We start from the raw sequence: 13,431 nt of genomic DNA on the forward strand, positions 1-13,431 counted from the left end.
TATAAACCTATGAAGATATGCGTATTGAATATGAAATTAAGCTGGGATTCAAAGATGTCATGTTTCGCCCTAAAAGATCTACACTAAAAAGTCGGTCTGAAGTAGATTTAGAAAGAGAATTCACATTTCTAAACAGTGGATATAAATGGAAAGGCATACCCATTATGGGAGCCAATATGGATACTGTTGGCACCTTTGAAATGGCGCAAGCCTTGGCAAAGAAAAATTTGTTCACCGCTATTCATAAACATTATTCTTTAGAGCAATGGCAGTCTTTCATTCAAACATCTCATACTACTATCTACGACCATATTGCTGTCAGCACGGGAACAGGGCAAATGGATTCTGATAAACTAAAGAAATTATTTCATACGCTTCCTGAATTAAAGTTTATCTGTATTGATGTGGCTAATGGTTATTCTGAGCATTTCGTGGAGTTTGTCAAAAAAACACGAGAACAGTACCCTGATAAAGTGATTATAGCTGGTAATGTGGTAACAGGGGAAATGGTTGAAGAATTATTACTCTCTGGCGCAGATTTGGTAAAAGTAGGAATTGGACCAGGATCTGTATGTACGACACGTGTAAAAACTGGTGTAGGGTATCCACAATTATCAGCTATCATAGAATGCGCTGATGCCGCACATGGTTTGGGAGGACAAATTATAAGTGATGGTGGATGCACGTCTCCTGGTGATGTAGCAAAAGCGTTTGGTGCTGGTGCTGATTTTGTTATGCTTGGAGGTATGCTGGCTGGACATGATGAAAGTGGCGGAGAAATTATTCAAAAGGATGGGAAAGTTTTTAAACAGTTCTATGGCATGAGTTCATCAACTGCCATGGAGAAACACGTTGGTGGTGTAGCCGAATATCGGGCCAGTGAAGGAAAAACTGTAGAAGTTCCTTATCGCGGAGAGGTAGAAAACACCTTGCAAGATATTTTAGGTGGGCTTAGAAGCACCTGTACTTATGTTGGTGCACAACGATTAAAAGAACTTACTAAGCGAACAACCTTTATAAGGGTTTCTGAGCAGGAAAATCAAATTTACACATAAAAATAAAGCCTTGATTTCTCAAGGCTTTTTATATTAAGCGTGCTTTAGACTCCTTACGTGGTATTCTACTAAACCTTCAATTGGTCTTCTAATAAAATTTCCTGGTTTAAAGCCCATTTCTTCAGCGACTTCTATAATCTCATCCTTAGCAAAAAAAGCAATGGATCCTGCAAAATGAACTGGTGCCGTTTTAAGCTCCTCTTTGAATTGCATAATCATGTTTCTAGCAAAAGATCTAAATCCTCTTTTAATAAGCTCCTTCATGTATTCTGACTCTTTATTCAAAATCATGAATTCAGCAAAACCAGCCAAATAGGCGTTAGGATTGGGTTGTTTGTATAAATTGTACTTAATGTGATCTGCTTCCAAATTATACTTGTGTTCAAAGGCCACACTTAAGTTTGATGGCATGTGGTTATAGTAATAGTCCTTAATCAGCTCTTTACCATAGTAATTTCCACTTGCTTCATCCATTAAGCTATACCCTAAGGACTTTACTCTTTGATGTAGTTTAGTTCCATCATAATAGCTACAATTAGATCCCGTACCCATAATACAAACTACTGCGGCTTCGTCATCATGATTAATGGTAGATCGAACCGCTGCCATTGTATCCTCTTCAATTTCTACATGAGTAGAAAGAAAAATTTCATTCAGAACTTCTCTAAGCGCTTGCTTAGGTTTCTCTGTGCCACAACCTGCTCCATAAAAATATAAATGGGTGGCTTTATCCCTAAACGCCATCAGCTCTTCGCTCTCTAAAATTCGTTCACGAAGCTGATCTTGTTCAAGAATGGCAGGATTCAAACCTTTAGTCCTGATTTTCTCGGAAATTTGGTTTCCATTAAGGTCAACTGGCATCCAATCGCACTTAGTGGAACCGCTATCAACTATTAAAATCATAATTATATAAAGATACAAAAAAACCGCAGTAAGAAGTTCAGTCGCCCAAATGTTACTGCGGCCTTAATTCGTATATAAATTAAATTATAGTTTATTAACGTAAAGGGCTAAATCCACTAATTTGTTGGAATATCCAAATTCATTATCATACCAAGATACTACTTTAAAGAAAGTAGAGTTCAATTCGATTGCTGCATCAGCATCAAAAATACTTGTTCTAGCATCACTCACAAAGTCTTGTGAAACTACCAATTCATCTGTATATCCTAATACACCTTCCATGTCTCCTTCAGAAGCAGCCTTGAATGCCTTTTTGATTTCTTCTAAAGAAGTTTCTTTTTCCAATTTCACTGTTAAATCAACAACAGACACATCTGCGGTAGGAACACGGAACGCCATACCTGTTAATTTACCATTCAATTCTGGAATTACTTTACCTACCGCTTTAGCAGCACCGGTAGAAGCTGGAATGATGTTCAATAAAGCACTTCTTCCACCTCTAAAATCTTTTCTTGATGGTCCATCTACTGTCAACTGTGTAGCTGTAGTAGCATGAACAGTAGTCATTAAAGCTTCAACAATTCCAAAGTTGTCATTTAATACTTTGGCAACTGGAGCCAAACAGTTTGTAGTACAAGATGCATTAGATACAATCGTATCAGATGCTTTAGCTTCTTTATGGTTTACACCCATTACAAACATAGGTGCATCTTTACTTGGAGCAGAGATTACAACTTTTTTAGCACCTGCATCAATATGGTATTGTGCTGTATCCAAAGTAGTGAAAATACCTGTACATTCTGCAACTACATCGGCACCTACTTCATCCCATTTAAGAGCTTTTGGATCTCTTTCAGCAGTTATTCGGATGGTTTTTCCATTAACTACTAAATGGCCATCTTTTACTTCTATCGTTCCATCGAATTTTCCATGAACCGAATCATATTCTAATAAGTATGCTAAGTGATCTACATCAAGTAAATCATTGATAGCTACTACTTCTACATCTGGTCTGTTAACGGTAGCTCTAAAAACTATTCTTCCTATTCTTCCGAATCCGTTAATTCCTAATTTTAGTGTTGACATATTATTTAATTAAATTTTATGTGGTCATGATATCTGACACACGTAACAGTTCTAAGTTTATTTTTGATTGTCCTTTTATGGCTTGATCTAATGGAGTCAATGACATTTTATCATCATTAAGACCAACCATGAAATTGCTTTTTCCTTCCAGTAGGCTCTCTACTGCTTTTACTCCCATTCTACTTGCTAGTACACGGTCAAAACAAGACGGTGAACCACCACGTTGCATGTGGCCTAAAACAGAGACACGTACCTCATATTCGGTAAGATTTTCTTCTACATAATCTCTCAGTTCAAAGACACTCTTACCTATTTTATCTCCTTCAGCTACGATTACGATACTTGAAGTTTTTCCTGTACGTCTACTCCTTCTAAGAGATTCCAAAAGTCTATCTAATCCTAAATCTTCCTCAGGAATCAATATTTCTTCTGCTCCAGCACCTACTCCCACATTTAAGGCAATATGACCAGCATCACGTCCCATAACTTCAATAAAGAATAAACGGTTGTGAGAACTAGCAGTATCCCTAATTTTGTCAATTGCATCAACCACTGTATTTAAAGCGGTATCGTATCCCAAGGTGTGTGAAGTTCCGAAAATATCATTATCAATGGTTCCCGGAATTCCAATTACTGGAAAATTGTATTCACTATTGAAAATTAATGAACCAGTAAAAGTTCCATCTCCTCCAATAGCCACTAAGGCATCGATATTCTCTTTTTTAAGTTGTTCATAGGCCTTTTTTCGACCTTCTGGAGTACGAAATTCATCGGATCTTGCTGACTTTAAAATCGTTCCTCCTTTATTGATGATATCTTTTACACTTCTAGCATTCATGGGTTTAAAATCACCCTCAATCATCCCCTGATACCCTCGATAAATTCCTACACTTTCAATCTGATGGTAGGCACAGGTTCTTACTACCGACCTGATAGCGGCATTCATTCCTGGAGAATCTCCTCCAGAGGTGAAAACACCAATTTTTTTTATGCTTTTTGACATGATTTTTATCTTTCGGAAAGTAAAACTACTAAACAAAATGGAATTAAAACATGCTCTTTATCATTTATTTAGAGCATTCTTTGAATTCAATCGTTTTCGTTAATAATTTTTTAGAAATTGTTATAAAAATTGATCAAAAAAACAAAATTGGGGTATTATTCGTCGTTGTCTTTTTTGAATCCCATGTAGTCAGGAAGTACTTCATTATCTTGAATTTCTTCCTCTTTTTTCTCCTCTTCAACTTTTGGAGTTTTTACTTTGCCAGTGAAGATTTTTTGAAGCAATTCCCTAAATGTATCAAAATCGACACTGTAGGTAATTCCCAGTCCTTGTGTATAACCTATTTCTTCACCTAAATTACGAATACTGTTTTCTCTATTAAATACCGTAGCTGTTAGAGTTCCTTCTTCATTAAGTAAAAAATCAATTTGTACATCACCAGCGATAACAGATTGTTCAGCACCACCTACCGGCACCCCCACTTTACTATTAAGAACAATGCGGTCACTAATATTGGTTTGAAGAGTTAACCCTACCCTATCATCCGATTGATATTCTGGAGTAACTTGGCCCGCTTCATAATTAACACCTACATTTAATTTACCACCATCACTTGACAATATATTATTGACAATACCATTAAGCCGTTCTGCAAATGTACCAGTGAAATTAACGTTAGCTCCTCTACTAGAGAAAGAACCTGTTGCCAATAAAAATAAAGCTTGGTTATCCCTTTCCTCTTTAGCTTCCAGTCTATAATTCAACTCTGATTTAACGGTAGAATTTACATTTGGAAATTGGAAATCAAAATTGATATCAGGACGTTCCAATTTACCTGATAATGCAGTAACTAGATTAACATCTATACTCCTATTTATTGGATTATCTAATAGCGGTGAAGGATTGGCTCTTGTTTTATATAAGGCTTTAATATCTACTCTCGCGTCTAAAGGATCTCCTTCCCATATTAAATTCCCTTCCAATACATTAAATGTTTTTTGAACCACACCACCGTATCTAAAGTTATATACCCCGTCAATCACTACAAAATCTCCATACATATTAAACTTTCCGTTGGTGTTGATATCAATCAAAAGGGCTCCTTCTCCTCTGCCTCTAATGGTACTTTTGGAAACAGGATCAATCACTATTTCAATTTCGGCATCTCGAGTAATATCCAAATCAAAATCCAGTTCCAAACCTTTTACATCCCTAGCTATAAATTCTTCCCCCTTCAATTTGGCCGCCTTTTCTTCTGGAGATAAAAAGTGAATATAGGAATTGTCACCAATTGTTTCAGTTTCACTTAAAGGAATGACAAATACGGTTCCAGGATTGGTTTCTGCAATGACATCAATAACCAATTCATCAGATGGCCCTTTAATGGTTGCAGATCCATCAATAAAAGCCGTTCCGTAATAGAGTGCATCTTCTTTAGCTTCTGTATTAAGAACCAATAAATTGTCACTTGAAATAGCCAAATCAAGCCTCCAGTCCGAAAAATTAGTATGAGAAATGGAACCATCTATCTTGCCCTTGGTTTGATAAACAGAATCGGTAACATCCAATGAATTAAAAATAAAACTCTGTTTGGCCAGCGTCACTTCTGATTGATCTGCAAATTGAAAATCGGTGTTCAATTCAACGATATTCATTCCTCCTTTATTAAGAATTAAATCTCCAAAGAAGTCAGGATCACTTAAACTTCCACGGGCTATAGCCGTACCCGTTACCTCTCCCCTAATATTATTGATAACATCATCTAAAAATGGATTTAATAGGTCTAGTTTAAACTTATTAAATATCAGATCCAACTCCATAGAGGTGTCCCTCTGATCTGAATTAATGACCCCTATTATTTCAAAAGTTTTTTTAATATCATCTTTTATGGTTACATGCACGTTGTATTTACTTAAATCTTCATTACCTACAATGTTGGCATTAAAAGCACCTAAAAACATTTCATTAACCACCAAATCATCTACAGTTATCGAAGAAGACGGCAAGTACTTTCCCTTTATTTGATCAATATCCAAGCTGCCGTTTACTTTCCCTTCTAAGGAAAGATCTTCAACTTCTGGTGTTATATGACTTAAATAAACATCTTTAAAATGCAGCTGAATATCCTTAAATGTAGAATCTTTTGAGCTCCCTGTTAGCATGATCTCCTCTTCTTCATGAACCATTTTTAAACGATCCACTTGAAACTCTTTAAAATCGTGGTCAAACTCAAACCTATTTAAATTATTATTTTCCTTATTGATGATCCATTTATTGTTTCTAAAAGTAACATCAGAATGTTTAAAACCTATTACTGAACGATTCTCTTCATTAATTGTATGGTAGAAGTTTATGTTATATTCATCCTTGTTATTTTGCCCACCCTTGAACTCTGTTCGTATATGAAGAGTATCTCGAAATGTTTTATTTATCAAACTAAACTCAGATAAATTATAATATTTTGTGTTTAAGCTATCTACTTCAATATAAGCGTTATATATTGGATTTTTGTTATCCAACTGCAGTTCCAAACCTTCGGCAAAATAGTCAAACAACTTAATTTCGGGAGATTTGAACACCAATTGAAACTCCTCCTGATTGCTTTCAACACGCCCCTTTATAAAGGTATCCTTCCCTAGGTTTAAATCAGGTATAAAAACTTCAATAATCTTATTATAAATATTAAAGTTAAAATCAATATGCTGATTAGGCTTAACCTTGTAGGGTTTAAAATTTGAATAATTACTTCCTATAGCATTTTTGAAAAGCTTGGGAATCTCTTCAAAAACAAAAACACCGCTTAATTTTCCTTGAATAATATCTGGCGAGTTAACAGTAATAACACGCTCTTGCCCATTGAACCTTGAAGAGATTTCAAAATCATTAAAGACATATTCATCAGTTTGATTTTTATATACCGTGTTTGAGAAATAAATAACACCTTCGGCATCATTGATACCATAACCATTCATTTGCATATCGATATATCCCTTGAATATGGAAATGCTATCATTTTTAGCAAAATTCAGGGCCTTAAGGTTTGCATATTGAACATCAGCTACAAAATCATAGGAATTAGATTTTTCCTGAAAACTAATTAAACCGTTAAATTCCAGATTTAGATTTTCGTCACGCGAAACCAGAGATCCATTATAAAAGTCACTTGTTAAGTCTCCTGCAACTGCAACTTTTTTATAGGAGTAATTATTATAATTAAGATTAAAAATTTCCCCATCGATGTGTGTATTTAAATTCTCTCTCGTAAATCCTTTTCCGTCTATGTCCAAATTAAATGAAGTTACTCCCAAGGACCTATCTTCTACAAAAACACCTAAATCAAACTCATCAAAAACCACATTACCTATATAGGATGCATTATCAATATCATTTATTTTTTGCAATTCTAAATCAGAAACAATCAATCCCAAATCGGTCAAAATCTCAACATCAGCTTTGACCATGGTTGAAGTAATTTCGGTTTGTCCTTCAATTCTAAAATCTCCAAGACGATCAAAAGACGATGGAATGGCTTCTCCCAAGACATTAGGCAAAAGAGCCTTTAAATCTCTATAATTAGAAGTTAAATTGGTAAAGTCACCATTCATGTAAAAATTGTCAGCAGCGGCGTTAAATAAATTTTTAAAATTTATATCTCCATAAATTTTACTCCTTGAACTAGTGGTAGCTCTTAAATCACGAACCTGCATATCATTTAAAGTTCCTGAGATTTTGGCGCTCAGTTTAGCTCTTTGATTGATTCCAAACTCATTATAGAAGTGATTAAGTTCATTTAAAGCAATATCTGCTTTTTCAAATGTAGCATCGACTTGGACTTTATCAGTAAAATAAGCTAAATCTTCTCTGTTATATAGGAATTTAACTTCACCTTCTAACTCAGAATTAGTTGTTTTGATACTCAAATTTTCAAGTAAAATATTGGAAGGTGTATAGGTGAAATCACTTATTAAATTGTCTATATGTAAACCTCTGCTATCGTCGCAAGTAAGTTGATTGATACGCATACTTACATTACTCCCGTTGATTAAGAAGTTGGTTGTATTGATTCCAATATTTGTGAATTCCAATATTTCAGGAGTTTCCTTGTTCTCATCAATCAACCTAAAAACACCATCATAAATACTCACATCGCTAGAAGACATCAAAAAATGACTAGGTTCTTCACTGGGTGGATCCTCATCAAAAAGAGCTACAAATCGGTCGAGATTGGTTTCCACTTCCCCTTTATAGGTCTTTAAATTAAACACCAAGCCATAAACATCAATGTCCCCAAATGCCAATTTAGAATCCATTACATTTTTGAAATTAATAATGGAGGTATTGATTTCGTCTGCTCCAAAAAGTGTGTCCTTCGTATAATCTCTTACTAAAACCTCTTTTAATTCAACGTCACCATTAAATTGAAGCCCTACTTTACCAATATGAATGTCTGTTCCGAAATCTTCATTAAGTCTATTGGTTGCATAATTTCCTAGAGCGGTCTGTACGGCGGGAATGGAAAGTATCAAAACTAATATGATAAATAGCAGTACAATAATGCCTGCAATCTTTGCGAGTATTTTTAAATATTTTTTGATACGTTTTAAAGTTATAACTTTGGAGTCAAAATTAACAATTATTGTGCCTATTTTTAATTAATGGAATCGGAAAATATTTACATACTAGGTATTGAGTCTTCTTGTGACGACACGGCTGCAGCCGTGATTCATAACGGCAAAATTTTAAGTAATGTTGTAGCCAGTCAAAAAATACACGAAGAATATGGTGGTGTGGTTCCTGAATTAGCGTCCAGAGCCCATCAGCAAAATATCGTTCCGGTTGTAGACCGTGCCATTAAGAAAGCTGGTTTGACTGCCGATCAATTACATGCTGTAGCATTTACTCGTGGTCCTGGTTTAATGGGGTCTTTATTAGTAGGTACTTCCTTTGCAAAATCTTTAGCCTTTGGTTTAGACATTCCTCTCATAGATGTCAATCACATGCAGGGTCATATTTTGGCACATTATATTGATGAAGAAGGGTTTGATAAACCTCCCTTCCCCTTTTTAGCTATGACCATCTCTGGAGGACATACCCAAATCGTTAAAGTGTCAGGATATTTTGATATGGAAGTCATAGGAGAAACCATTGATGACGCTGTAGGTGAAGCCTATGATAAAAGTGGTAAGATATTGGGCTTAGGTTATCCTGCCGGACCATTAATTGATAAATATGCTCAATTGGGAAATCCTAAAGCATTTCAATTTACAAAACCTAAAGTTGATGGTTTGAATTTTAGTTTTTCCGGATTGAAGACAGCCATACTTTATTTCATTCAAAAGGAAATAAAAGCCAATCCAAATTTCATCGAAGAAAACCTTAATGACATATGCGCTTCCATACAGTATACTATTATTGGAATTCTCATGGACAAGCTAAAAAAGGCTTCAAAAGAAACAGGTATTAAGCATATTGCCATTGGGGGTGGTGTTTCTGCCAATTCAGGGATTAGAGCTGCCCTTAAAAATGCTGAATCCAAATTTGGATGGAAAACTTATGTGCCTAAATTTGAATTTACTACAGATAACGCTGCCATGATTGCCATAGTAGGATATTTAAAATATTTGGAAGCTGACTTTGCTTCTCAAGAAGTTGCTGCGGCCGCTCGGTTACCCATTCAATAAATTCAGTTGTTAAAACCTCTGTTGATAACTTTTGAGGAGTCGTAAAACGGCACCCCATTTTTTAGTTTCTTTATTTTAAATTCTAAACTAAATCCCAAATGAAAAAAACATTACTCACCCTACTTGTGGGCACTTCCATGCTACAGGCACAAAATGCTACCAAACAATTGGATTCCATTTTTGACATGAATCAAGCCGAAGCATTTTTAGAAACAAAAGCCTTTAAAGGCAAAATCATCACTTTTAATGAAGCCAAACATCAAACAAGCTTAGCCAAACAATTGTTTGATAAATCTATTGGTGGCTCCTTAACAGATGATCAAGGTTTTGAGTCTATACACTACAAGGTACTAGAGAAAAACATCGTGCCTAACTATCGCGTCAATTACATATTTTTTGATGGCAAGCAGATTTCTTATGATAAAATGAACGATTTGAGACAACGTATCCTTACCTCCTACGAAAATGGCATCCCGTTTGTGAAAATGGCCCAAGTCTATTCCATGGATAGAAATGCGAGCCAAGGGGGCGACACCGGTTGGTTTACAGAAGGCTCACTTCATCCCAAATTGGAAGAAGCTATTATTTATGGTGGTCACGCTAAAAATGATATCTTTATCGTCGATATTCCTGCGGAAGATAAATACTATATGGTTTTTATGACTCAAGCACCAAAGGAACTTACAGAAATAAAAGTATTACGAGTGATTGAACCAAAAGATTAATGCAGCTATTTTATCAATCAAACATTTCAGAAAATGCTTCTCAAATCTTCTTTGACAAAGAAGAAAGCAAACATATTGTAAGAGTTTTAAGAAAATCCGTTGGTGATACATTACATATCACCAACGGTAATGGTTATTTATTTGAGGCAGAAATCTCTGTGGCGGATTTAAAAAATTGTGTTGCCAACATTGTTAAAAGCACCTTACAGGCTCCAAGAGCTTATAGATTGCATTTAGCGGTAGCCCCTACAAAAATGAATGATCGCTATGAGTGGTTTTTGGAAAAATCTACAGAAATTGGTATCGATGAGATAACACCCATTATTTGTGACCATAGTGAACGTAAAGTTGTAAAAACGGATCGTTTTGAGAAGATTTTGCAATCGGCGATGAAACAATCTCTATCCTGTTATCTACCTAAACTCAATCCTCCTATACCCTATTCTACGTTTGTATCTCAGGATTATTCAGAAAAGAAATACATTGCACATTGTGAAGAATTGGATAAAAAATCCCTAAAACAGGAACTTAATCCCAAGGAAGATATTCTTATTCTTATTGGTCCTGAGGGAGATTTCAGTGTTAATGAAATTGAAATGGCCATCCAAAACCAATTTATTCCTGTAACTTTGGGGAACACTCGTTTACGCACCGAAACAGCTGCTATTGTTGCTTGTCATTCGGTTGCATTTGTCAATGAATAGCATGAAAAAATATCTATTTTTAATATTATTTAGTTGCGCTCTTTTAGGTCATTCCCAGCAAATTGCTCTTTTAAAATATAAAGGTGGTGGTGATTGGTATGCCAATCCAACAGCACTGCCAAATCTTATTACTTATTGCAACAATAACATCAATACGACAATAGAGACAAAACCAGAGACCGTTGAAGTGGGGAGTATGGATATTTTCCAGTATCCATTCATTCATATGACTGGCCATGGCAATGTTTTCTTTAGTGAGGAAGATTCTGAGAACCTAAGAAATTATCTTTATTCTGGAGGTTTTTTGCATATAGATGATAATTATGGAATGCAGCCTTACATAACAAAAGAATTGAAAAAAGTATTTCCTGATAAGGATTTGGTAGAAATACCTGCTAACCACCCTATTTTTTCAACGGCCTTTGCCTTTCCTGAAGGATTGCCAAAAATCCATGAACACGATGGAAAAAGACCTCAAGCCTTTGGTATTTTCCATGAAGGAAGACTAATCCTCTTATTTACTTTGGAATGTGACCTTGGTGATGGCTGGGAAGATGAAATAGTGCATAATGATCCTTCAAACGTTAGGGAAAAGGCGCTGAAAATGGGTGCCAATATCATTAAATATGCTTTTGACAATTAATAATCTACACCTGTAAAGTGCAATTAACGCATTACAACACCACGTTTAAAAAGAAATCCCATCCTATTGTTTTGGTTTGCGATCATATTTCTAATGCTCCAAATATTGGAAGCCTTTTCAGAACAGCTGATGCATTTGGAATTGAAAAGATTATTTTCATAGGAGGACCTATACCGAATGGAAGGAAAATGACCAAAACTTCCAGATCGACAGAAAAAGTGGTTCCTTATGAAATTAGAGAGAACATTGAAGAGACGGTTCAAATTTTAAAATCGTCAGGCTATGAAATAATTTCATTGGAAATCACAGACAATAGCAGACCTTTATCTTCTTCAAAGTTTCACAAACACCCTTTGGCTTTAATTGTTGGAGATGAAAATTTTGGGGTTTCAAATGAAGGACTAAACCTTTCAGATAGCGTCATACACATAGACATGTTTGGCCAAAACAGCAGTATGAATGTGGTTCAAGCGACATCTATAGCTTTATATGAAATCACTAAGCAATTAATGTAAAGCATTTTATATATTTACAAATATGAATGCAAAAATCATTTCCCAAGGTATATTAAGGGCTGTAGGAACCATTGGCGCCATAGCTTTGATTTTATTTGTTTTATACCAAATTAGTTCCATTATTGTCTATTTGGTGATTGCCGTGGTGCTTTCCCTTTTGGGTAGGCCCCTAATAATTTTCATGAAACGGAAATTAAAGTTTAACAATACGGTGGCTGTTGTCATTACCATTTGTATTTTTTTGGGCTTCTTTTTAGGGTTGGTTAGTCTATTTATACCTTTGATTGCAGAACAGGGAAGTAATTTATCTCTTTTGGATATTGATCAGTTACGAAGTAAAGTTGAAACGATTTATTCTTACACTTCAGATCATTTCCATATTGGCTCCACTACCCTAGAAGAAGAATTGGAAAAATCACAGCTTTTGAATAAAATTGATTATACCTTTCTTCCTGATTTTTTTAATGCCTTAGTTTCAGGATTAGGGAGTTTTGGAATAGGCCTATTTTCAGTACTGTTTATAGCCTTTTTCTTTTTAAGGGATAGTAAAATGTTTGATCGCATTATTTTGATCATTCTTCCTGACGACTGGGAAGATCATTATAAAAACTCATCATTAAAAATTAAAGATCTATTATCCAGATACTTTATTGGGCTTTTTGCTCAGATATCGGTACTCTTTGTTATTTACATGATTGGTTTACTCATAATTGGTGTTAACAACGCCATTGTGATTGCCTTTTTGTGCGCCTTATTGAATTTAATTCCTTATGTGGGACCTTTGATAGGTGGCGGACTCATGATTTTACTGACCATGACCAATTATTTGGACAGCAGTTTTAGTGAGGTTATTTTACCAAAAGCTTTGTATGTACTCATCGTTGTTGGTATAGGACAAGTGGTTGATAATTTCTTCAGTCAGCCCATAATTCTCGGGAAAAGTGTGAAATCACATCCTTTAGAAATCTTTTTGGTTATTCTTATAGCAGGTGTCCTTTTTGGGGTTATTGGTTTAATTGTTGCGGTTCCTGCCTATTCAAGTATCAAGGTTATTTTAAAAGAGTTTTTAGCTGATAATAAAATTGTAAAAGAACTCACCAAAGACATCTAGTAATT

At 35.2% G+C, this 13,431-nt stretch carries 11 protein-coding genes; 7 read left to right on the plus strand and 4 right to left on the minus strand.

The window, feature by feature from the left end:
- Positions 1–17 precede the first annotated feature (17 nt).
- On the plus strand, positions 18–1,055 hold the full coding sequence (locus LOK78_RS10420) for a GMP reductase (protein ID WP_232634857.1): 1,038 nt from the start codon (positions 18–20) through the stop codon (positions 1,053–1,055).
- Between the two features lie 33 nt (positions 1,056–1,088).
- On the opposite strand, the gene LOK78_RS10425 is transcribed toward LOK78_RS10420, so the two are convergent.
- The 4 genes from LOK78_RS10425 to LOK78_RS10440 form a co-directional block, all read right to left on the minus strand.
- Entirely contained in the window at positions 1,089–1,958 is an 870-nt protein-coding gene (locus LOK78_RS10425; RefSeq protein WP_053969883.1) for an N-acetylglucosamine kinase, read from the minus strand.
- Between the two features lie 84 nt (positions 1,959–2,042).
- Positions 2,043–3,044, minus strand: a complete 1,002-nt coding sequence (gene gap, locus LOK78_RS10430; protein ID WP_053969882.1) for a type I glyceraldehyde-3-phosphate dehydrogenase — start codon at positions 3,042–3,044, stop codon at positions 2,043–2,045.
- A gap of 16 nt (positions 3,045–3,060) precedes the next feature.
- Complete coding sequence (gene pfkA / locus LOK78_RS10435) at positions 3,061–4,047, minus strand: 6-phosphofructokinase (RefSeq protein ID WP_166958285.1); 987 nt, start codon at positions 4,045–4,047, stop codon at positions 3,061–3,063.
- Between the two features lie 155 nt (positions 4,048–4,202).
- A complete protein-coding gene (locus LOK78_RS10440; protein WP_232634858.1) occupies positions 4,203–8,573 on the minus strand; it encodes a translocation/assembly module TamB domain-containing protein in 4,371 nt (1,456 codons plus the stop codon).
- Positions 8,574–8,702: 129 nt separating this feature from the next.
- On the opposite strand from LOK78_RS10440, the gene tsaD reads away from it, so the two are divergent.
- The 6 genes from tsaD to LOK78_RS10470 all read left to right on the plus strand — a co-directional run bounded on the left by tsaD (position 8,703) and on the right by LOK78_RS10470 (position 13,426).
- Positions 8,703–9,728, plus strand: a complete 1,026-nt coding sequence (gene tsaD / locus LOK78_RS10445; RefSeq protein WP_053969879.1) for a tRNA (adenosine(37)-N6)-threonylcarbamoyltransferase complex transferase subunit TsaD — start codon at positions 8,703–8,705, stop codon at positions 9,726–9,728.
- A 98-nt stretch (positions 9,729–9,826) separates the two neighbouring features.
- A complete protein-coding gene (locus LOK78_RS10450; protein ID WP_166958281.1) occupies positions 9,827–10,453 on the plus strand; it encodes a peptidylprolyl isomerase in 627 nt (208 codons plus the stop codon).
- Positions 10,453–11,157, plus strand: a complete 705-nt coding sequence (locus LOK78_RS10455; protein ID WP_232634859.1) for a 16S rRNA (uracil(1498)-N(3))-methyltransferase — start codon at positions 10,453–10,455, stop codon at positions 11,155–11,157. Before LOK78_RS10450 ends, LOK78_RS10455 begins: the two co-directional genes overlap by 1 nt.
- Before the next feature lies 1 nt (position 11,158).
- On the plus strand, positions 11,159–11,800 hold the full coding sequence (locus LOK78_RS10460; protein WP_232634860.1) for a DUF4159 domain-containing protein: 642 nt from the start codon (positions 11,159–11,161) through the stop codon (positions 11,798–11,800).
- A gap of 17 nt (positions 11,801–11,817) precedes the next feature.
- Positions 11,818–12,315, plus strand: coding sequence for a TrmH family RNA methyltransferase (locus tag LOK78_RS10465; RefSeq protein ID WP_166958277.1), 498 nt, complete (start codon positions 11,818–11,820; stop codon positions 12,313–12,315).
- Positions 12,316–12,337: 22 nt separating this feature from the next.
- Positions 12,338–13,426: an AI-2E family transporter gene (locus LOK78_RS10470; RefSeq protein ID WP_232634861.1), complete on the plus strand. Its 1,089-nt coding sequence runs from the start codon at positions 12,338–12,340 to the stop codon at positions 13,424–13,426.
- Positions 13,427–13,431: the final 5 nt, after the last annotated feature.

Source organism: Mangrovimonas futianensis (assembly GCF_021245805.1).
Taxonomy (GTDB): Bacteria; Bacteroidota; Bacteroidia; order Flavobacteriales; family Flavobacteriaceae; genus Mangrovimonas; species Mangrovimonas futianensis.